At 67.4% G+C, this 24,511-nt stretch carries 22 protein-coding genes; 10 read left to right on the top strand and 12 right to left on the bottom strand.

Translation table 11 applies throughout. The features are described 5' to 3' along the window. Positions 1–48 precede the first annotated feature (48 nt). Entirely contained in the window at positions 49–1,377 is a 1,329-nt protein-coding gene (hisS, locus tag CXQ96_RS07160) for a histidine--tRNA ligase (RefSeq protein WP_104117361.1), read from the bottom strand. A gap of 362 nt (positions 1,378–1,739) precedes the next feature. On the opposite strand from hisS, the gene CXQ96_RS07165 reads away from it, so the two are divergent. Together CXQ96_RS07165 and CXQ96_RS07170 are read left to right on the top strand one after the other, a co-directional pair. Continuing rightward, positions 1,740–3,578, top strand: coding sequence for a DUF349 domain-containing protein (locus tag CXQ96_RS07165; protein ID WP_258058928.1), 1,839 nt, complete (start codon positions 1,740–1,742; stop codon positions 3,576–3,578). Positions 3,579–3,670: 92 nt separating this feature from the next. Beyond that, complete coding sequence (locus CXQ96_RS07170) at positions 3,671–4,363, top strand: hypothetical protein (protein WP_104117362.1); 693 nt, start codon at positions 3,671–3,673, stop codon at positions 4,361–4,363. 12 nt (positions 4,364–4,375) lie between these two features. Here CXQ96_RS07170 and CXQ96_RS07175 read toward each other — a convergent pair whose 3' ends face one another. The 9 genes from CXQ96_RS07175 to pdxT all read right to left on the bottom strand — a co-directional run bounded on the left by CXQ96_RS07175 (position 4,376) and on the right by pdxT (position 14,656). Next, complete coding sequence (locus tag CXQ96_RS07175; protein WP_104117363.1) at positions 4,376–6,790, bottom strand: bifunctional (p)ppGpp synthetase/guanosine-3',5'-bis(diphosphate) 3'-pyrophosphohydrolase; 2,415 nt, start codon at positions 6,788–6,790, stop codon at positions 4,376–4,378. Between the two features lie 172 nt (positions 6,791–6,962). After that, positions 6,963–7,961, bottom strand: coding sequence for a protein translocase subunit SecF (gene secF, locus CXQ96_RS07180; RefSeq protein ID WP_104117364.1), 999 nt, complete (start codon positions 7,959–7,961; stop codon positions 6,963–6,965). Continuing rightward, complete coding sequence (gene secD / locus CXQ96_RS07185) at positions 7,958–9,742, bottom strand: protein translocase subunit SecD (protein ID WP_104117365.1); 1,785 nt, start codon at positions 9,740–9,742, stop codon at positions 7,958–7,960. Before secD ends, secF begins: the two co-directional genes overlap by 4 nt. Positions 9,743–9,826: 84 nt before the next feature. Continuing rightward, positions 9,827–10,390: a preprotein translocase subunit YajC gene (yajC, locus tag CXQ96_RS07190; RefSeq protein WP_181036392.1), complete on the bottom strand. Its 564-nt coding sequence runs from the start codon at positions 10,388–10,390 to the stop codon at positions 9,827–9,829. 100 nt (positions 10,391–10,490) lie between these two features. Beyond that, a complete protein-coding gene (gene ruvB, locus CXQ96_RS07195) occupies positions 10,491–11,606 on the bottom strand; it encodes a Holliday junction branch migration DNA helicase RuvB (RefSeq protein WP_104117366.1) in 1,116 nt (371 codons plus the stop codon). After that, on the bottom strand, positions 11,603–12,232 hold the full coding sequence (ruvA, locus tag CXQ96_RS07200) for a Holliday junction branch migration protein RuvA (RefSeq protein ID WP_104117528.1): 630 nt from the start codon (positions 12,230–12,232) through the stop codon (positions 11,603–11,605). The genes ruvB and ruvA overlap by 4 nt, the downstream gene beginning before the upstream one ends. A gap of 214 nt (positions 12,233–12,446) precedes the next feature. Continuing rightward, positions 12,447–13,025, bottom strand: coding sequence for a crossover junction endodeoxyribonuclease RuvC (gene ruvC / locus CXQ96_RS07205; protein ID WP_104117367.1), 579 nt, complete (start codon positions 13,023–13,025; stop codon positions 12,447–12,449). A gap of 48 nt (positions 13,026–13,073) precedes the next feature. After that, positions 13,074–13,832 (bottom strand): YebC/PmpR family DNA-binding transcriptional regulator, encoded by a 759-nt coding sequence (locus CXQ96_RS07210; RefSeq protein ID WP_104117368.1) that lies wholly within the window; start codon positions 13,830–13,832, stop codon positions 13,074–13,076. Between the two features lie 2 nt (positions 13,833–13,834). Continuing rightward, complete coding sequence (gene pdxT, locus CXQ96_RS07215) at positions 13,835–14,656, bottom strand: pyridoxal 5'-phosphate synthase glutaminase subunit PdxT (protein ID WP_104117369.1); 822 nt, start codon at positions 14,654–14,656, stop codon at positions 13,835–13,837. Between the two features lie 111 nt (positions 14,657–14,767). Here pdxT and CXQ96_RS07220 point away from each other — a divergent pair, with 111 nt between their 5' ends. Next, positions 14,768–16,039 (top strand): Mur ligase family protein, encoded by a 1,272-nt coding sequence (locus tag CXQ96_RS07220; protein ID WP_104117370.1) that lies wholly within the window; start codon positions 14,768–14,770, stop codon positions 16,037–16,039. After that, positions 16,039–16,809, top strand: a complete 771-nt coding sequence (locus CXQ96_RS07225; protein ID WP_104117371.1) for a type 1 glutamine amidotransferase — start codon at positions 16,039–16,041, stop codon at positions 16,807–16,809. The genes CXQ96_RS07220 and CXQ96_RS07225 overlap by 1 nt, the downstream gene beginning before the upstream one ends. A 194-nt stretch (positions 16,810–17,003) precedes the next feature. Here CXQ96_RS07225 and CXQ96_RS07230 read toward each other — a convergent pair whose 3' ends face one another. Then, positions 17,004–17,477: a cupin domain-containing protein gene (locus CXQ96_RS07230; RefSeq protein ID WP_104117529.1), complete on the bottom strand. Its 474-nt coding sequence runs from the start codon at positions 17,475–17,477 to the stop codon at positions 17,004–17,006. A gap of 299 nt (positions 17,478–17,776) precedes the next feature. On the opposite strand from CXQ96_RS07230, the gene CXQ96_RS07235 reads away from it, so the two are divergent. The 3 genes from CXQ96_RS07235 to CXQ96_RS07245 all read left to right on the top strand — a co-directional run bounded on the left by CXQ96_RS07235 (position 17,777) and on the right by CXQ96_RS07245 (position 21,128). Then, a complete protein-coding gene (locus CXQ96_RS07235; protein ID WP_104117372.1) occupies positions 17,777–18,313 on the top strand; it encodes a hypothetical protein in 537 nt (178 codons plus the stop codon). Between the two features lie 63 nt (positions 18,314–18,376). Continuing rightward, positions 18,377–20,386 (top strand): M3 family metallopeptidase, encoded by a 2,010-nt coding sequence (locus CXQ96_RS07240; RefSeq protein WP_104117373.1) that lies wholly within the window; start codon positions 18,377–18,379, stop codon positions 20,384–20,386. Positions 20,387–20,414: 28 nt separating this feature from the next. Then, positions 20,415–21,128 carry a GNAT family N-acetyltransferase gene (locus CXQ96_RS07245; RefSeq protein WP_146070838.1) on the top strand — a complete coding sequence of 238 codons (714 nt, stop codon included), beginning with the start codon at positions 20,415–20,417 and terminating at the stop codon, positions 21,126–21,128. A gap of 113 nt (positions 21,129–21,241) precedes the next feature. Here CXQ96_RS07245 and pdxS read toward each other — a convergent pair whose 3' ends face one another. Beyond that, complete coding sequence (gene pdxS, locus CXQ96_RS07250) at positions 21,242–22,156, bottom strand: pyridoxal 5'-phosphate synthase lyase subunit PdxS (RefSeq protein ID WP_104117375.1); 915 nt, start codon at positions 22,154–22,156, stop codon at positions 21,242–21,244. A gap of 581 nt (positions 22,157–22,737) precedes the next feature. Here pdxS and CXQ96_RS07255 point away from each other — a divergent pair. From CXQ96_RS07255 to CXQ96_RS07265, 3 genes are all read left to right on the top strand, one after another. Further along, a complete protein-coding gene (locus CXQ96_RS07255) occupies positions 22,738–23,151 on the top strand; it encodes a serine hydrolase (protein ID WP_219816106.1) in 414 nt (137 codons plus the stop codon). A gap of 93 nt (positions 23,152–23,244) precedes the next feature. Further along, positions 23,245–23,904: a response regulator transcription factor gene (locus CXQ96_RS07260; protein WP_104117377.1), complete on the top strand. Its 660-nt coding sequence runs from the start codon at positions 23,245–23,247 to the stop codon at positions 23,902–23,904. Between the two features lie 55 nt (positions 23,905–23,959). Beyond that, positions 23,960–24,511 (top strand): N-acetyltransferase, encoded by a 552-nt coding sequence (locus tag CXQ96_RS07265; protein ID WP_104117378.1) that lies wholly within the window; start codon positions 23,960–23,962, stop codon positions 24,509–24,511.

Consider the following 24,511-nt stretch of genomic DNA (forward strand, 5'->3'; position numbering starts at 1 on the left):
ACGGCGGCCGCACCGTCCGACGTCGGAGAGGAGGGCCGCCGTGCCGCGTCAGGACTTCGCGACGACCGGTCGCAGGTCTCCGGCAGGAGGCGCCCAGGACGCGGGGTCCGCCGCGACCTGGTCCCCGGAGCGGATGTCCTTGACCTCGTGCGCGCCCTCCGTCGAGGTGAACCAGACGAACGGTATGCCGCGGCGATCGGCGAACTTGATCTGCTTGCCGAACTTCTCCGCACTCGCGGCGACCTCGGCGGAGATCCCGCGGCTCCGGAGCGCCGATGCGACATCCTGTGCCTGCGACCACGAGTCGTCGTCGGCCAGCGTCACGAGGACAGCGGTGGGCACGGCTCGGGACACCGTCGCGAAGCCCTGGCTGAGGATGCGGGAGACGATACGCGTGACGCCGATGGACAGCCCGACGCCGGGGAACGTTCGGTTGCCCTTCCGCGCCAGGGCGTCGTATCGACCACCCGAGCAGATGGATCCGAGTCCCTCGTGTCCATTGAGGACGGTCTCGTAGACCGTGCCCGTGTAGTAGTCGAGGCCCCGCGCGATGCTGAGGTCGGCCACGACGCGCCCCGGTGCCCGACGCGAGGCCTCCCCGACCACCTGCCGCAGTTCCTCGAGGCCCTCCTCGAGGAGGTCGTCGGTGACCCCGAGGGCCCTGACGCGCTCGACGAACGATGTGTCGGACGTACGGATGCCTGCCAGCTCCAGGGCGAGACGGATCTGATCGTCGTCCGCGCCGACCTCGTCCTGCAGGAGTCCACCGACCTTCTCCGCCCCGATCTTCTCGAGCTTGTCGATGCTCCTCAGTACGGCCGCGGTGTCCGCGAGGCCGATGGCGCGGTAGAACCCCTCCGCGAGCTTGCGGTTGTTGACGCGCAGCGTGAATTCCGGGATCGGGAGGGCTCCGAGGGCCTCGACCACGGCGAGGGCGAGTTCGACGTCGTACCGGAACGGCAGGACGCCGTCGCCCACCACGTCGATGTCCGCCTGGGTGAACTCGCGGGCCCTGCCTTCCTGCGGACGCTCACCCCGCCAGCACTTCTGGATCTGGAACCTCCGGAAAGGGAAAGCCAGATGTCCCGCGTTCTCGACCACGTACCGCGCGAAGGGCACCGTCAGGTCGTAGTGGAGCGCGAGCCCGCTCTCGGACGCGGACGCCTCATCGGCCTGCAGGCGGGAGACGGCGTACACCTCCTTGTCGATCTCGCCCTTGCGCAGGAGATGATCGACCGTCTCGACGGCACGCGTCTCGATGCTCGAGAACCCGTGCAGCTCGAACGTCCGCTGCAGCACCTCCAGGACGTGGAGCTCGATCAGGCGCTCCTCCGGAAGCCATTCGGGAAAGCCGGACAGTGATGCCTTGCGGGCCATGGGTAGGTCTCCTCCTGCGCGGGGGTTGCCGGTCGCGCCACCCCCGGCTCGGGGCAGACGGACCGGTTCTGCGGCCTCAATCCTAGGGGCCGGGGCACGCCCACGGGAAAAGGCCACCACCGGCCACCCCTGGCCGTCGACGCGAACGCGGCCCTGCCTGGCGTGGGGACGATCACGGCCCAATGGGTAAAGTAGCCTCGGGGAAGGTTTCATCGCTCCGGCGCTCGGGTCGGTTGCTGCATCAGTAGCCGCGCGGCTCTGCCGCGGGAGTCCCGTCCTACCGGACCGATAGACTCCTAGACCCTGCATGAAATGGCCCCGGCGTTGCTCACGGCCATACGACGAGCGAAAGACTTCTAGCGGTGACAGACAGTCAGCAATCCGACGAAACGACCATCGGGCATGACGCACGCGATGCTGCGGCAGGCGATGGCACCTCCTCCCCGACCGCGACAGCCGTGACCGATGGTTCCGGTGGTGCCGCAACCGGACCGAACGAGGCTTCCCCGGGCGACTCCGCGGACAAGGCTCCCGCGAGCGACTCCGTGAACGAGAACCCGCCGACCCGCTCCGTGGACGAGGCCCCCGCGAGCGACTCCGTGAAGGAGGTCGTGCAGGGCGCTGCAGAGGAAGCAGACGCAACGGCGGCAGTTGCCGACGGCACTCCGGAAGCGGAAGCAGCGGCTCCTGTCGAGGTGCCCGGCCCGGCCCACGCAGCGCCGGACTCACCCTCTTCCGAGGAACATCCGGCAGAGCCGGCCGAAGCCCTGGCACCGGAAGCCCCCGAGGTGGCCGAGCCTTCCGTGCCGCTGGCGGCCGAGGCTGCTCCGTTGAACGCGCCGTCGCCCCGCACCGCTGCCCCCCGCCCGCCGTTGCCTACAGCCATGGCGCCCCGCTCGCAGAAGAAGGCCTCGCAGCCGGTCGCAGCACCGCCCGCGCACAGTACGTCGCTCGAGGAAGCCGGCAGGTTCGCGCGTGTCGAGGAGGACGGCCACGTCTTTCTGCTCGTCGAGGGCGCCGAGCACCCCGTGGGCCAATACCCCGACGCCACGCGCGAGGAGGCCCTGGCATACTTCGTCCGCAAGTACGACGACATCGTGAGCCAGGTTGCACTGCTCGAACAGCGTGTGCAGGCGAAAGCCCCGTCGTCGGACATGGCCAAGACTGCCAAGCACCTGCGTGCGCAGGTCGGCGAACGCAAGATGGTGGGCGACGTCCTCGCCCTCGAGGCACGGATCGACGCCCTCCTCGAAGCCGTGGGCGGCCTGGAGAAGGCGGAACGTGCGGTTCAGGACGAGCTCAAGGCGAAGGAGCTAGCTGCCCGGGAAGCCATCGTGGCTGAAGCGGAGGAGCTTGCGGGACGGGACCCCTCCACCGTCCAGTGGAAGGCCAGCAGCACGCGCATGAACGAACTGTTCGAGCTGTGGAAGGCTGCCCAGAAGAACGGGCCCAGGCTCGGCCGGGGCACCGAGGATGCGCTTTGGAAGCGTTTCCGCTCGGCCCGCACGGTGTTCGACCGCCACCGCCGCGCCTACTTCTCACAACTGGACAGCGACAACGCCGAGGCCAAGCAGGCCAAGGAAGCGCTCATCCAGCGGGCCGAGCAGCTTGCCGGCTCCACTGATTGGGCCCAGACAGCCGCGGAGTACCGGCAGTTGATGGACGAGTGGAAGGCGTCCAAGCGCGCCAGCCGCAAGGATGACGACGCCCTCTGGGCGCGCTTCCGTGCGGCACAGGATCGCTTCTTCGAGGCTCGCAAGGCAGCGAACGAGGCCGTCGACGAAGAGTACGCGGGGAACCTGGTGGTCAAGGAGGCACTGCTCAAGGAAGCCAAGCAGATCCTGCCCATCAAGGACCTCGCCGCTGCCAAGAAGGCGTTGCAGTCCATTCGTGACCGCTGGGACGAAGCGGGCAAGGTGCCGCGCTCGGAGATGGGGCGTATCGACGCCGGTCTGCGCCAGGTCGAGGACGCGATCAAGGCCGCGGACGATGAACACTGGACGAAGACGAATCCCGAGACGAAGGCGCGCACCAACAGCGCCCTGAGTCAGCTTGAAGCGACGATCGCCCAGCTGAAGGACGACCTCGCCGACGCCGAACGCGCGGGGAACGCGAGCAAGATCGCCTCCGCGAGGGAAGCGCTGGCAGCCCGCCAGCAGTGGCTCGAGATGCTGCAGAAGTCGGCACAGGACTTCTCCTAGCATCAGTCCCTGCCCGAAAGCCCTCCGGCCCCGTTGTCCACAACAGGGCCGGAGGGCTTTCGTGTCGGTTCACGAGGGGTGATGCTGGACCAATGCCTCCCCTGGACAGCGCCCATGCGGCAGCACCCCCCGAACGGGTCCTGGGGCCCGGCGCCCATGCGGCAGCACCCCCCGAACGGGTCCTGGGGCCCGGCGCCCCGCCGGTCACCTCCACCGGAGGGGCGCTGCTCCACGCCGGTGACACCTTCACCTCCGCCGAGCTGCAGTCCATGCGGCTCGACGGACTCGTTCGCCTCGTGATCGGGAACTCCTACCTCCGCAGCGACTTCAGGGAGGACGCCGCAACGAGGTCGCAGGCCGCCGCGCGTAGCGTCCCGCAATCCGTCCGCCCGCGCGTCGCCCTGGGGCGTTCCTGCGCCGCCTGGATCTACGGCTGCGCACCGCCGCCGTCACTCATCAGCCTGGTGACGGATCATCGGCGGCGGACCACCGCCCTCCCGCCGTTCACACCCGCAGTCATGCACCAGGTGGCACTCGGCCCGTTCGACGTCAACCTCGTGGGAGGAGTTTCCGTGACGACTCCGCTCCGAACGGCGCTCGACATAGCCGTGCACGGTGAGGACCGCGACGCAGTATCCATCCTGCAGGCCATCGGTGCGGCACGTGAGCTCGCCTGCCCGCTGCGCCTGGTGGAGGCGGCACTCGTGACCGCTCCACGCGTTCCGGGCAAGACACGCGCACTCACGCGGTTGCGCGCCGCCCGAGGGCTTCCCGGTGGCGCGTGATATTCGGCGCGCTCAGGAGCGGCGCTGCGACCCGGTGGTCCGATACACGTCGAAGACACCGTCAATACGCCGTACCGCGCTCAGGATGTGGTTGAGGTACTTCGGATCACCCATCTCGAACGCGAAGCGCGACATGGCTACCCGATCGGAGGACGTGTTGACGTTCGCAGCGAGGATGTTCACATGGTTCTCGGCGAGCACGCTCGTGACGTCCGAGAGCAGGCTCTTCCGGTCCAGGGCCTCGACCTGGATCTCCACGAGGAAGACGCTCGACTGCGTAGGCGCCCACTCCACGGGCACGATTCGGTCCGGCTGGTCACGCAGTTCCTGCACGTTGCGGCAGTCGTTCCGGTGGACCGACACGCCCGATCCCCGCGTGACGAACCCGATGATCGGGTCGGGTGGGACGGGCGTGCAGCAACGGGCGAGCTTGACCCATACGTCACCGACGCCGCGGACCGTGACGCCGGAGTCGGAGAACTTGGGACGGCGAGGCTGCGTGGCGACCGCCGTCTCCGCGATGTTCTCCTCGGCTCCCTCGTGACCACCCATCAGGGCAACGAGGTGCTCGATGACGTTCTGCGCGGAGGTGTGCCCGTCCCCGACTGCCGCGTACAGGGCGGAGATGTCCTGATGACGGAGTTCCTCGGCCACCGTCATCAGCGCGCTGTGCGTCATCATGCGCTGCAGTGGCAGGTTCTGCTTGCGCATGGCTCGCGTCAGCAGCTCCTTGCCCTTGTCGATCGCCTCTTCGCGACGCTCCTTGGTGAACCACTGCCGGATCTTGTTCCGAGCCCGAGGGCTCTTGACGAAGCCCTGCCAGTCCTGGCTCGGCCCGGCTCCTTCGGCCTTCGAGGTGAAGATCTCCACCCAGTCACCGTGGTTGAGTTCGCTGTTCAGGGGCACGAGCTTTCCGTTGACCCTCGCGCCGATGGTCCTGTGACCGACCTCGGTGTGGACCGCATAGGCGAAATCGACCGGCGTCGATCCGGCCGGCAGCGCCATCACCTCACCCTTGGGCGTGAAGACGAAGACCTCACGCGCATTGATCTCGAACCGCAGGGAATCGAGGAACTCATCCGGATCGGACGTCTCCTGCTGCCAGTCCACGAGGCTGCGCAGCCAGCCCATGTCGCCGTTGTCGGACGCCTCGAGCTGCCGGCCCCCGCTCTTGTACTTCCAGTGGGCGGCAACGCCGTACTCAGCGCGGCGGTGCATGTCGTGCGTCCGGATCTGGATCTCGACGGGCTTGCCGCCGGGGCCGATCACCGTGGTGTGCAGCGACTGGTACATATTGAACTTCGGCATTGCGATGTAGTCCTTGAACCGCCCGGGCAGGGGATTCCATCGCGAATGCAGCGAGCCGAGGGTCGCGTAGCAATCGCGGACGCTGTCGACCAGCACGCGCACGCCCATCAGGTCATGGATGTCGTCGAAGTCCTTACCCCGCACGATCATCTTCTGGTAGATGGAGTAGTAGTGCTTGGGCCTGCCCGTGATCGTCGCCTTGATCTTCACGGCACGCAGGTCTTCCTCGATCTGGTTCCGGACGAGGCTGAGGTGCTTCTCCCGCTCGGGCGTCCTGTCCCCCACCATCCGCACGATCTCCTCGTACACCTTGGGATGCAGTGCGGCGAAGGACAGGTCCTCGAGCTCCCACTTGATGGTGTTCATGCCCAGCCGGTGCGCGAGGGGTGCGAAGATCTCGAGAGTCTCGCGGGCCTTCTTCGCCGACGAGGCGGGCGAGACGAAGCGCCAGGTCCGTGCGTTGTGCAGGCGGTCCGCCAGCTTGATGACCAGCACCCGGATGTCCTTCGCCATCGCCACGACCATCTTGCGGACGGTCTCGGCCTGGGCAGCATCTCCGAAGGAGACCTTGTCGAGCTTCGTGACGCCGTCCACGAGCATCGCGACCTCGGGCCCGAAGTCACGCCGGAGCTCGTCGAGCGTGTAGGACGTGTCCTCCACCGTGTCGTGCAGCAGGGCGGCCGCGAGGGTGGTGCCGGTCATACCCAGCTCCGCGAGGATCGTGGCGACGGCCACGGGGTGCGTGATGTACGGGTCCCCGCTCTTGCGGGTCTGGCCTTCGTGACTCCGTTCCGCCACGAGGTAGGCACGCTGGATGAGGTCGAGGTCTTCCTTCGGGTTGTTCGCCCGAACGGTGCGGAGCAGTGGCTCGAGAACCGGGGAGTAGCCCGAGGAGCCTCGACCGGTCAGCCGGGCGATGCGTGCGCGGGTGCGCCCCCGCCGACCCGGCGCAGCCTGATCGGCGCTCGTGGCGGACGGCGCTGAGCCGGGCGAAGCCGGTTGGACCAGTCCGCGGGCAGGGCCAGGGCGCAGGGAATCGGTGGCAATCGGGCCGGGCACGCCTGGCACCTCGCCCTGTCCGCCTCCGGGCCGTACTGCGGGGTTCACCGCTTCAGCCATTCACAGTCCCTCAATCTCGATCTCGGACCCGAAAGGATTCAAGATGCCACAGGTAACGCGACAACTCCAAGTCTAGCTGGGCTTTTAACTGCTTCAGCCGCAGGATGCCCGGTCCGGGTCCCTGCGGCTGAAGCGTATGCTGCGCGGCGGCGCCGCTCGGTCAGGCGTGTCGTCAGGCAGATGCGGCTTCTAGCGTGCGCCTCTCCCGGACCTTCTTCTCCTGTTTCCGCAGCTCCCGTTCGTTCAGCCGAAGCGCTGCGTAGAGCGGCGCCGCGATGAAGATGGTGCCCAGCGTTCCGAGGATGATGCCGATGAACAGGGCCAACGAGAGGTCCTGCAGCGTGCCGGCTCCCAGCAGGAAAGCGCCGATGAACAGGATGGAGGCAACCGGCAGGATAGCGACGACCGAGGTGTTGATCGACCGGACGAGTGTCTGGTTCACGGCGAGGTTGACCTGCTCGGCGAACGTGCGCTTGGTCGAGATCGCGACGTCGGCGGTGTTCTCCCGGATCTTGTCGAACACCACGACCGTGTCGTACAACGCGTAACTGAGGATCGTCAGGAATCCGATGATCGCCGACGGCGTGACCTCGAAGTCGCTGAGCGAGTACAGGCCCGCGGTGACGACCATGACCACCACGAGCGCGACCATCGCGGCAAGCGCCATCTTCCACGTCCGGAAGTAGATTGCCATCAGGATGGCTGCCAGCAGGACGAAGACGCCGAATCCGATCAGGGCCTGGCGGCTGACGTCCTCGCCCCATGTCGGGCCGACGAAGCTAGAGGTCACCTGGTCCGCCTCCACACCGTAGCCGCTGACGAGGTTGTCACGGACGCTCAGGGTCTGATCGTCGGACAGTCGTTCTGTCTGGATACGCATGGTGTCGGGAGCGATATTCGTGACGCGAGGAACCGCGTCGGACACGACATCGGTCACGGCGGCCTCACCGACGGCGACGTCTGTGTTCTCGGTCGCGGAGACCGTGAACTCGGAGCCTCCCCGGAAGTCGATGCCCAGGTTGAAGCCCCCCTTGACCACCGGGATGATGATCGAGATCAGCACTGCGAGCCCTGCGATGAGGAACCAGAGGTTCCGCTTCGCGACGAAGGGGTAGGAGCGCTTCCCCGAATACAGCTCGTTGCCGAACGTGGCAAAGCTTGTGCGGCTCATTCGTTGTTCTCTTTCTGGGAAGAACCGGTGCGCGCGGCGACGGAGGAGCCGGTTCGCCCGGCGGCGGTCGAACCGGTGCGGGCGGCGACAGCCTCCTGCTGCTCTGCGCGTCGGCGCTCAGCGATGGTCATACGGCGGTCGGCCTCGGCCGCGGCGCCCTTGTTCTTGGTGCGGGTGACGACGATGGGCTCCTCGCCGGGCTCGCGCAGGCGGCCTGCGCCGCGGTACAGCGGGATACCGCCGAGGCGGCTCGGGTCCAGTCCCGACCATGGGTGGCCCTCACCGAAGAACCTGGTCTTCGCCAGCAGCCGGAGGACCGGGTGCGTGAACAGGAAGACGACGACGAGGTCGGCGATGGCCGTCAGGCCGAGCGTGAACGCGAAGCCCCGGACGTTCCCGACGGCGACGAAGTAGAGCACCAGCGCGGCGAGCAGGTTCACGGCCTTCGAAGCGAGGACGGTGCGCTTGGCGCGACGCCAGCCGTGCTCGACAGCTGAGATCAGCCCGCGGCCATCGCGCAGCTCGTCACGGATACGCTCGAAGTAGACGATGAACGAGTCGGCCGTCTGACCGATGGCCACGATGAGGCCGGCGACACCCGCGAGGGAAAGCCGGTAGTTCTCCGTCCAGCCGAGGATGCAGATCGCGAGGTAGGTGAGGATTCCGGCCACCACGAGCGAGGCGATGGTTACCAGACCCAGCAGTCGGTACTGGAACATCGAGTACACCGCTACGAGCACCAGGCCGATGAGCCCGGCGATCAGGCCGAGCCGGAGCTGGTCGGCACCGAGTGTTGCCGAGATCTGCTGCTCGCTCTGGATCTCGAAACTGATCGGCAGGGCTCCGTACTTGAGCTGCTCCGACAGGGCGGCCGCGGATTCCTCCGTGAAATTGCCACTGATCTGCGGGTTGCCGTCCGCGATGACCGCATTGGTGGTGGGGGCGGAGACTATCCGGCCGTCGAGCACGATCGCGAACTGATTGCGTGGATCGCCCTGGCCGATCGCGTAGAGGCGCTCGGTGACCTCGCGGAAGGTCCGGGTGCCCTCGTCGTTGAAGTCGATGTTCACGGCCCAGGTGTTGAGCGCCTGGCCCTGCGCGCTGCGCTGCAGGCCGTAGCTGGCCGTGGAGATGTCGGTGCCGGGAACTTCGACGGGCCCGAGGATGTACTTGCCCTGCGTGTCGGGTTCGCAGGCGACCATCGGCTGGTCGGCGGGAGCCGGCTCCTCCGCTGGTTCCAGGGCAGCGGGATCGAGGCAGTCGAGTGCCTCGAATTCCTTGTAGAGCTCAGGGGTGATCCAGTTGGGGTCACTCGCGTTCTGCGGCTCCGCGGCGGGCTTGGGAAGCTGGTCGTCCGGGGTCGGGGTCTCCGCCGCAGGCGCCTGCCCTGGTCCACCGGCGAGCACCGGGCGGAACTCCATCTGCGCCGACGCCTGGATCAGGTCCCGGGTCTCCGGGTCGGGCGTGCCGGGGAGGGAGACGATGACGTTCTGACCGGACTGCGTGTTGATCTCCGCTTCGGCCACACCGGAGCCGTCGACGCGCTGGCGAATGATCTCCACTGCCTGGTCGAGCTGCTCCGGTGTGATCTCGCTGCCGCCCTGGACCCGAGGTGCCAGGATCATCTGGGTTCCACCCTCGAGGTCGAGGGCCAGGCGGGGGCTCCAACTTGCCGTGCTCCAGTAGGATCCTGCCCCCAGCAGGATCGCGAGCAGTGCTGTCAATGCGCCCAGCCAGACTAGTGTCCGCTTGGCCGCCGTCCCGGGACCGGTACGAGGCATGGTGAGGTTTCCTTATTCAATGGCGCGTCGAGTACGCCGGTTGGTCCTGACAGGCTCCCGCTGAGTACCGGAGCCCGGGGAGTGCTAGTTGTCTGGGTTTGCTCTGGGGTCGCGTGGTCCTCGCGCCTCGCGATTCTCGCCTGCGATCCGCTCACGGTCGAGCCGCTCGAGCGTCTCCTCCGGCGTCTCGACGCTCGACGAACCGCCCGTGGTTCCGGCAGGGGTTCCGGCAGCGGAGGAATCAGCGACCGTACGGTCGGCGTCGAGCGACGAAGCGTCGTCGGGGACGGTGGTGGCCCCGATGGCGTCGTCGTCGACGTGGTCATCGGCAACGGCGGATTCCTGCTGCACCACCTTGGACAGTGCCTGTGTATGCACCGTCGCGTGCGTACCGGGCGAGAGCTCGAGGACGGCCTTGTTGTTCTCCTGATCGATGGAGACGATCGTGCCGAAGAGTCCGAACTGCGTCATGACCTCCGTGCCGGGCTCCATCTGCGTGCGCATCTCCTTCACCTGCTGCTGCGCTTTCCGCTGCCTGCGGAACATGGTGAAGATCAGGAAGGCCAGCGCCAGCGGCAGCAGGAGGGAGAAGATGTCGAATGACTGTCCATCTCCGGAGGCGGTCTGGGCGACTACATGTGCAAGCACTAGAAAAATCCGTTCCTGGGACTGGGTGTGGGCGGCAGGACTGTGCCCCGGCACACATCGTGAGACACCAGTCTAAAGGGGAATCCTGAGCGCTCCTGCGTCAGGAGTCCGGCTGCGCCCAACTGTCAAGGCTTGTTTCCGTTCCCAACAGGTCTTCCGGCGCGACCGAGAACAGGTCCTCCGGCATGGCGGCAGCGACGTTCGGAGGCATTACGAGTCCGAGGTGCTTCCACGCGGCTGCTGTCGCGATCCTGCCGCGCGGCGTGCGTCCGAGCATTCCTTCGCGGACGAGGTAGGGCTCAGCGACCGTCTCGACCGTCTCCGGTTCCTCGCCGACGGCGATCGCGAGCGTCGACAGGCCCACCGGTCCCCCGTTGAACTTGGTGATCAGCGCGGTGAGGACGGAACGGTCCAGACGGTCCAGGCCGCGAGCATCCACCTCGTACATGTCGAGCGCGGCACTCGCCGCTCGCGCGTCGATGAGGTCCATGCCGTGCACCAGGGCCCAGTCCCTGACGCGCCGCAGCAGCCGGTTGGCGATTCGCGGCGTACCTCGTGATCGGCCGGCGATCTCGGCGAAGGCGGCCGAGTTGACCTTCATGTCCATCAGCATCGCGGAACGTCGGAGCACCAGCTCGAGCTCCTCCGTGGAGTAGAACTCGAGGTGGCCCGTGAAGCCGAAGCGGTCCCGGAGCGGCCCCGGCAGGAGCCCCGCGCGGGTCGTCGCGCCGACAAGGGTGAAGGGCGGCAACTCCAGCGGGATCGCCGTGGCGCCGGGACCCTTGCCGACGATGATGTCGACGCGGAAGTCCTCCATCGCCATGTACAGCATCTCCTCCGCGGGCCGTGACATGCGGTGGATCTCGTCGAGGAAGAGCACCTCTCCCTCGGTCAGGGAGGAGAGGATCGCCGCGAGGTCCCCGGCGTGCTGGATCGCAGGGCCCGACGAGATGCGGAGGGGCGCATTCATCTCCGCGGCGATGATCATCGCGAGCGTCGTCTTCCCGAGACCTGGCGGGCCGGACAGGAGGACGTGGTCCGCGCTGCGTCCGCGCAGACGCGAGGCCTCCAGTACCAGCGACAGTTGCCGGCGTACCCGCTTCTGGCCGACGAAGTCGTCGAGGTTCTTGGGCCGCAGGGCCGCCTCGACGGCCCGGTCCTCCGGATCCGCAGCCGCGGCCACGAGCGGTGCGTCTTCGGGGTGCTGGTCGGTCATCGGATCGCCTGCGGGCGGACGGAACTCCGCGCGCCGTCCTGGCCGAGCCGTCGGAGCGTCAGTTTCAGGATCTGTCCGACGTCGCCGGTGGCGGCGACCTCCGGAGCATCAGCCACGGCTGCGTCGATCGCTGCCCCGGCGTCCTTCTCGGACCAGCCGAGGCCCATCATCGCGGTGAGGACCTGGCCCTGCCACGTCTGCTTTTCCGCCCCGGGCTTGGATTCGAGGGGCACCAGCTTCCCTGCCAGCTCGAGCACGATGCGACGGGCACCCTTCGGCCCGATCCCGGGCACCTTGCTGAACGCCTTGTCGTCACCGGACGACGCCGCGATACGGATGGCGTCGGGTGCGTGGACGGCGAGGACGGCGAGGGCCAGGCGTGGCCCGACGCCGCTCACGGCCAGGAGCGTCTCGAACACCTCCCGCTGTTCCGCGTCCTCGAAGCCGAAGAGCGTCATCGAGTCCTCGCGGACGATCATCGCCGTGGCGACCGACGCCTGCTCACCGACCCGCAGGCCCGCGAGGGTCTGCGGTGTCGCCTGCACCTGCATGCCGAAGCCGTTGACGTCGATGACGGCGGAATGCAGGCCCACGTGGGTCACTGTTCCGCGCAGGGAACTGATCATGATGTGCTCCAAGCGCTTGCTGGTCGGGATAGCCGGACTGCTGCCGGCGTCGAACACATGTTCTATTGCCCAACGGTACCGGCGGGAGGTTGTTCGATCGAGCCGCCACACCGGAAGGGGGCTGTCGCGACGAGCGGACGCACCGCGGAACGCGAGCCCCCATTCCGCGCGGCGAGCCGGCGCAGGCGGTGTCGCTGCGAGAAGCAGGCCGGCGCTAGCGCCGTCGTGCGCGAGCTTCGGCTTCCGTCCAGACACGCTGCGCCGACGTGACCGTTCCACCGGATACCGCGGAGGCGGCGGCGCCCTGCAGTCCCACTCCCCTGCGCCAGGCGTGCGTGATGGCCAGCGCCAGCGCATCGGCGGCATCGGCGGGCCTGGGCGCCGTGTCGAGGCGGAGGATCTTCGTCACCATCTTGGTGACCGCGGCCTTGTCCGCTTGGCCGTTGCCCGTCACCGCTGCCTTCACCTCTGTCGGGGTATGCAGTGCCACCGGGATCCCCCGCCGTGCGGCGGAGACGATCACGACCCCGGACGCCTGCGCCGTGCCCATGACGGTGCTGACATTGAGCTGGCTGAACACGCGCTCGACGGCGAGCACCTGCGGTTTGTGCAGGTCCAGCCAGGTGTCGACCGCTTCCGAGATGACCAGGAGCCGCTCGTCGAGGCTCCTGCCGGCCTCTGTCCCGACCACGCCGACCGCGACGAGCGTCGAGCGGCGGTTCGGCTCGATATCGACGACGGCGAGGCCGCAGCGCGTGAGGCCCGGGTCCACGCCCATCACGCGATAGGTCACGGGGTCACTCGGGCCCACCGGGCCGCAGGCGTGTCGAGGGAAGCGATGTCAGTCGTCGTTCTCTAGCTCGGCCAGGATCTCGTCCGAGAGGTTCGCGTTCGAGTAGACGTTCTGCACGTCGTCGAGCTCCTCGAGGGCGTCCACGAGCTTCAGGAACTTGCGCCCGCCGTCGGCGTCGAGGTCCACCTGCAGGGACGGCACGAACTCGACCTCGTCGGTGTCGTACTCGATGCCGCTTTCGTCGAGCGCTTCGACCACTGCGCGCAGGTCCTGGGGCTCGGAGATGATCTCGAAGGTCTCGGCCGACTCCTTCACCTCGTCGGCACCGGCGTCCAGCACGGACATGAGCAGCTCGTCCTCGGTGAGCCCGTTCTTCGGCAGGGTGACGACACCCTTCCGGGCGAACAGGTATGCGACGGAACCGGGGTCGGCGATGGTGCCGCCGTTGCGGCTGATCGCCAGACGCACCTCGGAGGCGGCGCGGTTCTTGTTGTCCGTGAGGCACTCGATCAGGAGGGCCGAGCCCTGCGGCCCTCGCGCCTCGTACATGATCGTCTGGTAGTCCACGGCCTCGCCGAGCAGACCGGCTCCGCGCTTCACCGCGCGGTTGATGTTGTCGATGGGGACGGAGGTCTTCTTCGCCTTCGAGACGGCGAGCTCGAGACCCGGGTTACCGGCGACGTCGGGGCCACCGGCGCGCGCCGCGACCTCGATGTTCTTGATCAGTTTGGCGAAGGACTTGGCCCGCTTCGCATCGATCGCGGCCTTCTTGTGCTTGGTTGTTGCCCACTTAGAGTGCCCCGACATGCCTACGCTTCTCCTCTGATCATCCGAATAAACAGTTCGTGGACCCGCCGCTCACCCGTCACCTCCGGGTGGAAACTCGTGGCCAGCAGGTTCCCTGAACGCACTGCGACAATTCTAGCGACCGGCTCCAAGTCGGTGCCCCCGCCATCCGAAGGCCCGGCCAGCGGCGCTTCCGCGGCGGGCACCTGGGCCAGCACCTCGACGTCCTCCCCGACCTTCTCGACCCAGGGAGCGCGGATGAAGACGGCCCGCACGGGGTCCTCTGCTGCAGCGCTCCCGGTGGTGGCGAGGCCCGCGAAATCGAGGTCCGTCTCGAAGGACTCGCGCTGCCGCCCGAAGGCATTCCGACGCACCACCATGTCGAGGCCGCCGAAGGTCTGCTGCGGATGACCGAGCCGGTCGGTCGACGGATCGGCGATGACGTCGGACAGCATGATCATTCCCGCGCACGAGCCGTAGACGGGCAGGCCGCCCGCGATCAGCTCGCGCAGCGGCTCCACCAGCCCGAACGTCCGCGTGAGTTTGTCGATCGTCGTCGATTCGCCTCCCGGGATTATCAGGCCGTCGATGTCCGCGAGCTCCGCTGCGCGGCGAACAGGCACGGCACGAGCCCCGAGGGACACGATGGTTGCGATGTGCTCTCGCACGTCGCCCTGCACGGCAAGGACACCGACGACGACGTCCCGGGCGGGGTGCACCGTCGCCGGACGGTTTGGGTCGCCGATGGGTGATTCGGCAGCAGGAGAGGCAGCAGAAGGGGCAGGGAGGGCGGCGTCAGTCGAGTCGGCGCGCAGGGGCGGCGGTGCCGAGGACGGGGAGGTCATCCCCCGATTCTAGTGGTTTCGCCCCCGGTGCCCGGCGCCCGACGGCGGGCGTGAGCGGCGCCCCCCGGCCGCGTCCCGGGAAGGACGGTGAGCCTGCGATAATTTGTAGGCATGAATCCCCTACCAGTCCTCGTGGGCAAGGCTGTGCGCGTCGCCTCCCGCCTGCGCGGCGGCGGCTCCGCCTTCCCTGGCCTCGTCGTCGAGCGCCTCGATCCCCGCTTCATGGGCCGCGCCCTCTCCACCGTTCCCCACGGCGTGGTCGTCGTCAGTGGGACCAACGGGAAGACGACCACGACCAAGATGGTGGTGGAACTGCTCGAGGGCCAGGGCCTGACCGTCTTCACGAACCGCACGGGCAGCAATTTCACGCGCGGCGTCGCTGCTGCGCTGCTGGGTGAGGTCGACTGGCGCGGGCGGCTGAAGGCCGACGTCGCCGTCCTCGAACTGGACGAGGCCCACGCCGTGCACTTCGTGAAGCTCGTGCCGCCGCGGTACTCCCTGCTCCTGAACGTGCTGCGCGACCAGCTGGACCGCTTCGGTGAGATCGATGCGACGACGCGCCTGCTGGAGCGCATCGCTTTGGCGACGACCGGCACTGTCGTCCTCAATCGCGAGGACCCACGCGTCGCAGGCCTGGCGTCGTCGATCACGACGGCCGAGGTCGCCTACTTCGGTCTCGACGCCTCTCTCCGCAGCACCTTCCCCAATGACGACGAGCTGCGGGGCGAAGCGGGAACTGCTCCGGCCTCCGCGCTTCCGGCCGACGTCGTGCTCCGGTCCGTTGACGGGAACTCGGCGGAATTCGAGGTGGACGGCACCACGACACGCACCGACCTGCGCCTGCGGGGGGTCTACAACATCTTCAACGCCGCGGCCGCCCTCGCGGCCGCGCGGGCCGTCCTGGGTCGATCGGCTGATACCTCGAGGCTCTTCGCGTCCCTGGCTGCCGTGGAGCCCGCCTTCGGTCGGGGCGAGAGCCTCGTCGTCGACGGCCAGGCCCTCGAACTCGTGCTCGTGAAGAATCCCAGCGGGTTCAGGCTGGGCCTGAAGTCCTTCGACCCCGCCGGATGCGCCACCATGATCGCGATCAATGACAACTATGCCGACGGTCGTGACATGTCCTGGCTCTGGGATGTCGACTTCGACTCGCTGGGCCTCGGCGGCGTCGACGTGGTCAGCGGGGTCCGTGCATACGACATGGCTCTGAGGCTGAAGTACGACGACGTCCGCGTGGGTGCCGTCGAGCCCGACATCGTGGACGCCCTCAAGCAGTTCATCCGAGGCTCGGAAGGACGTCCGAAGCGGATCTTCTGCACCTACACGGCCATGCTTGCGGTTCGCCGCGAGCTCTCGAAGATCACGAAAGTCGAGGTGGTGTCCTGATGAGCGACGCCCCGTCCGCCAGCGCGCTGACCGAAGCCCCCGCTGATCCCGCCAAGGGATCGCTGCGCATCCTGCAGCTGTACCCCCGCGAGATGAACATCTACGGCGATTACGGCAACGTGCTCGTGCTCAAGCAGCGCCTCGCCTGGCGCGGCTACGGTGCGGAGATCCTCGAGCACAATGCCGGCGATCCCTTTCCCGACGACGTCGACCTCGTCATCGGCGGTGGTGGCCAGGACAGCGGACAGATCGTCATCCAGGACGACCTGCAGGCCATCGCTCCCACGCTGCGCAGGCTCGCCGAGGACGGCACGCCGATGCTCCTCATCTGCGGCCTGTACCAGCTCTTCGGCAACGTCTTCCGCACGCATGACGGCACGGAGATCCCCGGCATCGGCGTGCTGGACCTCGAGACGCGAGGCGGTGCAGAGAGGCTGATCGGCAACGTCGTCGCCACCAGCGAGGAGTTCGGCGAGATCCACGGCTACGAGAACCACAGCGGCCAGACCTATCTGGGCGACGGGCTGAAGCCCCTGGCAACCGTGATCAAGGGTGCGGGCAACAACGCCGAGGAGAAGCATGAGGGCGCTCGCTACAAGAACATCGTGGCCAGCTATCTTCACGGGTCCCTGCTCCCGAAGAATCCCGCGATCGCCGATTTCCTGCTACGGACCGCGGCAGAGCGCAAGTTCGGGGAGTTCCAGGACGACGGCGTGGACGACACGCTGGCCGAACTCGCCCGGCAGCACGCCGGGGCGAGGCCACGCTGAACCCGGTACGGTCCGCGAGCGCGCCCTGTAGAACATATCCGTAGAGCCGTTCGCACCGGCTGGGGTGACATGACGGAACCCCGACAGGGAGAACATCCCTTGTCGAGTCCGTGAAAGAGGGGTACACCCTGTAGCGGGCGTACCCCTCTTCCTGTTCCTGCTGAACTATCGGCAGTCGCTCACGACGGAGCGGCTCAGGCGGACTCTTCGCCCTTGTCGTCGACTTCCTCGACCCACGACGGCGGTTCGTCGAGGCCCTGCTCCTCGTCCTTCTCGGCATCCTCCGGCGTCTGCTGCACGATGCCCTGCGCGTGGTGGGTCGGTGCGTAGATCGCGTACAGGCGCAATGGTTCGTCGCCGGTGTTCTCGACGTCGTGCCACGTGCCGGCGGGCACCTGGATGCTCCAGCCATCCTCGACGTCCTGCTCGAACGAGAGATCATCCTTCGAGGGCCCCATCTTCGCGCGGCCCTTCCCTGCATCGACGCGCAGGAACTGGTCGGTGCCGTGGTGCACCTCGAGGCCGATCGCACCACCGGGTTCGATCGACATGAGCGTCACCTGCAGGTGCTTGCCCGTCCAGGCGACGCGGCGGTAGTTGTCGTTCTCGGTCGTCGCGCTCTCGATATCGAACGCGTTGGGGTTGGGTCCGTTGTCAGTGATGTCCATGACCGCATTCTGTCCCATCTCCTCGGGGTGCATCCACTTGCTTCTGCTCACAGGCCTCACCACAAGCCGTATTTCGACGCCGAAGCGACTCGCCATGCAGCCCTGGAACGGGAAGTGCGTGATCTCGTGCAGCCGCACAGCAGAAAGCCCTCGGGCAGCAAAAAAAGGTACCGACACCACGAACAGCACCGCCGCGCAGTGCCCCTTACCCGTGTCCCAGCTCCGTCCCCCTCGAGGAGTACTCGTGAATCAGCACCACGGCGGATGTGCTGGCACGGCGAGCTACGTAGGGTCGATGCATGAAGGCCGCCATCACTCCCCCTGCCCTGCCTGACCTCGTCTCCGGACTCGGAATAGCGCTCTGGTACGCCCTGCCCGACTACACGAGGGACCGAAAAATTCGAGCGGGCGTGAAGGCCGGCATCATCGCCTCCAGCGCCCTGTACGGGATCCACGTCCTGAAGAGCCGGGATGCATCCGGGACCAGCGGCTGCACACCGGTCGAGGAACTGCAGCCGAAGGCGGTCGGGCCGGATGCAGTCGGGGTGGATGCAGCCGGGCAGACCCGCTCACGCACCGGACTCCCACGCCATCCTGTCGTTCTCGCCCTCGCGGCCGTCGCGCTCCTCGGGTCGACCGCCGTCGGGACGATCGGCATGGAGCGGGTCGTTTATCGCTACGGAGAGAAGCTTGCGGGCAGAGGTGTGCGCCTTGCGCACACCCGCATCGGCGTCGTGCTCGCCGTGCTGAGCACCGTGACTACCGTGGCGGGCTACTGGGCTCGCGACCGGAATCGGCAGGGTAGGTCGCCTGCAGGCTCCACCTCCGTGGACTGACGAGCGCGGTCGTATGATCGTGGTGCTGCATGAAGGCATGACAACGTGCAAAAGTTGGTTCCCATGAGCAACCCTTTCCTCGAGCCCAGTGGCCTCGACTATCAACTGCCGCCCTTCGGAGCCATCCGCGACGAGCACTACCTGCCTGCCTTCAATGCCGGATTCGCTGAACACCTCACCGAGATCCACTGCATCACGGATTCCGCCGAGGCGCCCAGCTTCGAGAACACGCTGATCGCGCTCGAGCGGGCCGGGAGAACGCTCGACCGCGTCTCCCGCGTCTTCTTCAGCAATTCGGTCAGCCACGCGACCGAGGCGATCCAGGCGCTCGAACAGCAGATCGCTCCGCGCCTCGCCGAGCACGAGGACAACATCAAGCTCAACCGGGCACTCTTCGAGCGCCTCCGGCAGGTACCGCTCGACGGCCTGGACGACGAGTCCGCCCGCCTCGTCGAGGAGTACATCCGCAGCTTCATCCGTGCCGGGGCGGAGCTGGATGACGCCGCACAGTCCACGCTCCGGGAGCTCAATTCGAAGCTGTCGGCGCTCAGCACGGAGTTCTCGCAGAAACTCCTGAAGGACACCAATGCGTCCGCGCTCCTGGTCGACTCCGCCGAGGAACTGGACGGGCTCTCCGCCGACGCGATCTCCGCGGCTGCCTCGGCAGCCGGCGACGCCGGCCACGAGGGCAGATACCTCCTGACGCTCATCCTCCCGACCGCGCAGCCGGCCCTGGAGCTGCTCACGAACAGGGACGTGCGGCGACGGCTCCACGAGGCGTCGGTCAATCGTGGCGCGCGCGGCAACGACGCCGACACCCTCGCCCTCGCGACCGAGATGGCCACTGTGCGTGCCGACCGAGCAGCGCTCCTCGGTTTCAGTACGCACGCTGCCGCAGCCACCGACAACCAGACGGCGCCGTCGCTTGAGGCGATCCTGGACCGGATGCGGGAGCTCGCCGCCCCGGCGGTGCGCAATGCCCGTGCGGAAGCAGCCGAACTCGAGGCCGAGGCCGGACACCCCATCGAGCCGTGGGACTGGGCCTACTATGCGGCGAAGGTGAGGAAGGCCCGGTTCGACGTCGACCTGGACGCCCTGCGCCCCTACTTCGAGCTCGAGCGGGTTCTGCAGGACGGAGTGTTCTACGCCGCGCACCGTCTCTACGGGTTGACCTTCACCGAACGCCCGGACCTTGTGGGGTACCACCCCGATGTCCGGGTGTGGGAGGTCTTCAACGAGGACGGTTCGGGCCTGGGCCTGTTCCTCGGCGACTACTACACCCGCGACACGAAGAGCGGCGGAGCGTGGATGAACTCGTTCGTGGACCAGTCCCGACTCGAGGGGACGCGCGCCGTGGTCATCAACAACCTGAACATCTCCAGGCCAGGGGCGGGTGAGCCCACGCTGCTCTCGTACGATCAGGTGGTGACCGCCTTCCACGAATTCGGCCACGCGCTCCACGGTCTGTTCTCGGACGTCACCTACCCGCTGTTCGCCGGCACCGCCGTGCCGCGCGACTTCGTCGAGTACCCCTCGCAGGTCAACGAGATGTGGATCCTCTGGCCCGAGATCGTCGCGAACTACGCGCGCCACCACGAGACCGGTGAGCCGCTCCCGCAGGACGTGATCGACCGCATCCATGCTGCCGGTGCCTGGGGAGAGGGATTCGAGACGACGGCCTACCTCGGCGCCGCCCTGCTGGACCTCGCCTGGCACTCCGTCCCCGCCGGCACGGTCATCGAGGATCCGCTCGCATTCGAGGCCTCTGCGCTCGCCGATGCGAGGGTCGACTTCGCGCCGGTGCCGCCGCGGTACCGCACGTCCTACTTCAAGCACATCTTTGCCGGCGGTTATGCGGCGTCGTACTACGCCTACATCTGGAGCGAGATGCTCGACGCCGACACCGTCGAGTGGTTCAAGTCCTCGGGCGGCCTGACGCGCGGCAACGGGGACCACTTCCGGCGGGAACTGCTGTCGCGAGGGAACAGCATCGACCCGCTGGAGGCCTTCCGCCGGTTCCGCGGGCGGGACGCCGACCTGCATCCCCTGCTGGTTCGTCGCGGGCTCGCGTGAGGTCCATGCGGGACGGCACACCACCGTGGTGACGATCGCGCAGTGCCAGCGGCTGGCAACTGCGTGGAGTACGGCGCTGGCGGCCGCTACGGGTGGAAAGACGTTCTCGACGCACGGCACCACCTGGGTATGGCTGCCCGCCAGACGGGAACTGGCAATGATGTTTCCCGAGCAGGTCAGCGCATATGCCGTCCGACCCGCGCTCGCCGAAGGTGTGCGGCTGGGGGCCGCCTCGGTACGGATCTGGCTCAACGGGGCCGTGGACCCGGCGGAGCTCGGTCCCCTCGGGTTCGATCAGAGCTGGCAACCATGGTGGATGGCAGCGCCGGTGTCCGCCGTCGTCGCGTCCGCGGACGACGGCGCCGTCCTCACGACCGACGTGCCCGACTACTCGGGGCCGCTCGAACAGGAACTGCGCGTCGTACGGTCGCAGCCACAGCAGGCATGGCATGCCGTCACGAGGGACGCGACGGGCCACAACGTCTCGGGCGCCGCCTACTCGTTCCACCCGTCCGGCTCGGGCGACCTACACCGGCTCGGCGGCATCCACCACCTCGAAGTCCTGCCCGGGTACCGGAGGCGCGGACTGGCGACGGCGCTGCTGAGCGCGACGGCCCGAGCGGCGGGCGAAGCTGGAGCGGTCGATCTCACGCTCAATGCCACGCCGCAGGGGTACGAGTTCTTCTCCCGGCGGGGCTTCACGCTGCTCGGACGCGGCAGGACCTATGTCCTGACGCTGTAGGGGCTGTGACTCCATGCACCGCACGTTCTCCCGCCAGGAGCCGCATGACCAGGGCGAAAAGGAAGGACCGCAGCCCCACGGCTGCGGTCCTCCCTGTGACGCTGTGCGGACTGTTACCAGCCGCGCTCCGCAAGGCGGTGCGGCTGCGGAATCTCGTCCACGTTGATGCCGACCATCGCTTCGCCGAGGCCGCGCGAGACCTTGGCGATCATGTCGGGGTCGTCGTGGAACGTCGTCGCTTGCACGATGGCGTTTGCCCTTTCGGCGGGGTTGCCGGACTTGAAGATGCCGGAGCCGACGAACACGCCGTCAGCACCGAGCTGCATCATCATCGCGGCATCCGCCGGAGTAGCGATACCGCCGGCAGTGAAGAGGACGACGGGCAGACGACCGGCCGACGCCACCTCCTTCACGAGCTCGTACGGGGCCTGCAGTTCCTTCGCGGCGACATACAGCTCGTCCTCCGCCATCGACGACAGGCGGTTGATCTCGGAGCGGATCTTCCGCATGTGCATCGTCGCGTTGGAGACGTCACCGGTGCCTGCCTCGCCCTTCGAGCGGATCATCGCCGCGCCCTCGTTGATGCGGCGGAGCGCCTCACCGAGGTTGGTGGCGCCACAGACGAAGGGAACGGTGAACTTCCACTTGTCGATGTGGTTGGTGAAGTCGGCCGGGGTGAGGACCTCGGACTCGTCGATGTAGTCGACGCCGAGGGACTGCAGTACCTGCGCCTCGACGAAGTGACCGATGCGGGCCTTGGCCATGACGGGGATGGAGACAGCCTCGATGATGCTGTCGATCATGTCAGGATCGCTCATGCGGGAGACGCCGCCCTGGGCACGGATGTCCGCGGGAACCCGTTCGAGCGCCATGACGGCTACCGCGCCGGCATCCTCGGCGATGCGGGCCTGCTCGGCCGTGACGACATCCATGATGACGCCGCCCTTGAGCATTTCGGCCATCCCGCGCTTGACCCGGTTGCCGCCGGTCCGTGCTGTGGTTGCCGAATTCTCTTCAACGGTGGACACAACTTGCCCCTAAAGGTAGATAAAAGCTGACCCTCCATGATACGACGCCGCGCAGCACGCACCCGGTCGTCTCCGCCGCATCGTCACCGGCCGTAATGCGGCCGTTTGCAAGGCCGGGTCCAAATGATCGGTCCGGCACCGTTCTCCTCGTCGTCGACGTTCTCCTCGGACGGCGACGAGTGACGCGACAGGCGAGGTGAGGAGTTCTCCGAGCTTGGCGACGGTCCCGCGTCCCGAACCTGTACTCGGGGAGGAGGCAGATCCTGTTCCTGGGCCCGGGGCGCAAGCTCCGCTTCTCGACTGGACTTATGGGTGTCGGCGACCTTCGGCGACGGGGTAAGGACAAGGGAGAAGAACGATGGCCGGAATGACGCGCCCGATGCGACGATGCACTGCCGCAGCAGTTGCAGGGCTGGTACTTGTTTCAACAGCAGGCTGCGGGCTTCAGCGGCACCAGCGGCCCTGAAACGACAGCGACATCGAAGGTTGACGGGGAGCGGCTGCAAACAAGCCTCGACGGGCTTGTGCAGGCTGGTTTTCCTGCCGCGCTGGGCACGCTCACGGAGGCTGACGGAGACCGAGTGAGCTTGGCCTCCGGTCTCGGCAACCGTGAAGAACGCCGACCAGCAGCACCCGACGGACAGGTGCGCATCGCCAGCAACACGAAGATGTTCACGGCGACGGTCGTGATGCAACTTGTCGATGAGGGCGACGTCGCCCTCGACGAGCCGATCGAGGCGTACCTACCGGGCCTGGTGGAAGGGGACGGGATCGACGGCAGTAGGATCTCCGTCCGGCAGCTTCTGCAGCACACGAGCGGACTGCCCGAGTACGTCGCTGGTCTGCTCGAGCATGAGGACGGCCTGGAGCAGCGCCGAATTGCGCGTAGCTGTCGAGAACGGGTCCGGTACCACGGCGCCCCTGGCGGTGCCGCCGAGCGGTTACGGCCTGGCGGGCCTTCGCGAGCGACTCACGCTGGTCGGCGGAACGCTTGATGCCGGCCCGACCCGCACGGGATGGCGCACAACTCTGACGCTGCCCACTACCACCGCGGCTTCCTCAGCATCCGCAGACAAGGACGAGCACCCGTGACAACCGTACTCATCGTCGACGACCAGCCCATCGTGCGGGCTGGACTCACTGTGGTCCTCGACGCGGAACCGGATCTGTCCGTCATCGGGCAGGCAACGGACGGACAGGAGGCGGTGCACTTGGCGTCCTCGCTCCGCCCGGACGTCGTGTGCATGGACGTGCGGATGCCCGGCATGGACGGAATCACCGCGACCCGGCAGATCGTCGCCGAGCACGGAAGTGCTGTGCGCGTACTCATCCTCACGACGTTCGACATCGACGAGGACATTTTCGCGGCTCTCGAAGCCGGTGCCGCTGGTTTCATGTTGAAAGGCGCTCAAGAGACAGCCATCGCAGCTGCCATTCATTCGGTCGCTGCCGGCGGCGGAACCTTGGATCAACGGATAACCCAGAAAGTGCTCGCAGAATTCGGCCGCCGTCGCGCCTCCCCAGTACCGACACCAGCTGCCCTCGAGCTGCTCACGCTCCGCGAACTCGACGTGCTCGACCTCATCACCCGCGGGGTTTCCAACGCCGAGATCGCCCGCAGCCTCTTTATCGAAGTGACAACGGTGAAGTACCACGTGCAGAGCATCTTCTCGAAAACGGGTAGTCGGGACCGGCTCCACGCCGCACTGTGGGGATTCCGCCACCACATCGGCAGGGTTCCGGAGTGAGGCAACGAGCCTCCACCATGGCGGCGCGTTGTTACCATTCCTGGACCTCCCTAGGATGGTTGTTGTGGCAGACGTGACGATCCGCAGGACGACGGAGGACGACTGGCGCCACATCCGTGAGCTGCGGCTCGAGATGCTCGAGGACACTCCCCACGCATTCCTGGAGACCCTGGCCACCGCCCTCAAGCACGGCGAGGAGGAGTGGCGCAGGCGGGGGCGCCGGGGACAGTCCGCAACGGGCACCTCCGTTGCCGCCATCGACGGGACGGGACGCTGGGTCGGCACGATGGGTGGGCTGCTGAAGACCGGAACCGACCTCCCCACGTTGTATGGCGTGTACGTGAGCCCATCCCATCGCGGCCGCGAGGCGGGCGTGACCGACGCGCTACTCGACGAGGTCGAGGCGTGGGCGGCGATGCACGCACCGGCCCTGCGCCTGACCGTTCATGAGGACAACCGGCGGGCACAGGAGTACTACTCCCGCCGCGGTTACCGGTTCACCGGACGGACCGAGCCGTACGTGCTCGACCCGGACCAGAGGGAGCTGGAGATGACGCGGATCCTGGCTGCGGGGCCTGGCGACGAGCCGACGACCGGCACCCTCTGA

Origin of the sequence: Arthrobacter sp. B1805, assembly GCF_002929745.1 — a bacterium.
Classification (GTDB): Bacteria; Actinomycetota; Actinomycetes; order Actinomycetales; family Micrococcaceae; genus Arthrobacter_D.

Coding starts and splice junctions, on each gene's coding strand:
- CXQ96_RS07175 (WP_104117363.1), bottom strand. CDS start 6,790: ATGGCTGAAGCGGTGAACCCCGCAGTACGGCCCGGAGGCGGACAGGGC.
- CXQ96_RS07210 (WP_104117368.1), bottom strand. CDS start 13,832: ATGTCGGGGCACTCTAAGTGGGCAACAACCAAGCACAAGAAGGCCGCG.
- hisS (WP_104117361.1), bottom strand. CDS start 1,377: ATGGCCCGCAAGGCATCACTGTCCGGCTTTCCCGAATGGCTTCCGGAG.
- ruvA (WP_104117528.1), bottom strand. CDS start 12,232: ATGATCAGTTCCCTGCGCGGAACAGTGACCCACGTGGGCCTGCATTCC.
- ruvB (WP_104117366.1), bottom strand. CDS start 11,606: ATGACCGACCAGCACCCCGAAGACGCACCGCTCGTGGCCGCGGCTGCG.
- CXQ96_RS07220 (WP_104117370.1), top strand. CDS start 14,768: ATGAATCCCCTACCAGTCCTCGTGGGCAAGGCTGTGCGCGTCGCCTCC.
- CXQ96_RS07265 (WP_104117378.1), top strand. CDS start 23,960: ATGGTTGTTGTGGCAGACGTGACGATCCGCAGGACGACGGAGGACGAC.
- secF (WP_104117364.1), bottom strand. CDS start 7,961: ATGAGCCGCACAAGCTTTGCCACGTTCGGCAACGAGCTGTATTCGGGG.
- secD (WP_104117365.1), bottom strand. CDS start 9,742: ATGCCTCGTACCGGTCCCGGGACGGCGGCCAAGCGGACACTAGTCTGG.
- CXQ96_RS07225 (WP_104117371.1), top strand. CDS start 16,039: ATGAGCGACGCCCCGTCCGCCAGCGCGCTGACCGAAGCCCCCGCTGAT.
- CXQ96_RS07235 (WP_104117372.1), top strand. CDS start 17,777: ATGAAGGCCGCCATCACTCCCCCTGCCCTGCCTGACCTCGTCTCCGGA.
- pdxT (WP_104117369.1), bottom strand. CDS start 14,656: ATGACCTCCCCGTCCTCGGCACCGCCGCCCCTGCGCGCCGACTCGACT.
- CXQ96_RS07230 (WP_104117529.1), bottom strand. CDS start 17,477: ATGGACATCACTGACAACGGACCCAACCCCAACGCGTTCGATATCGAG.
- CXQ96_RS07170 (WP_104117362.1), top strand. CDS start 3,671: ATGCCTCCCCTGGACAGCGCCCATGCGGCAGCACCCCCCGAACGGGTC.
- CXQ96_RS07240 (WP_104117373.1), top strand. CDS start 18,377: ATGAGCAACCCTTTCCTCGAGCCCAGTGGCCTCGACTATCAACTGCCG.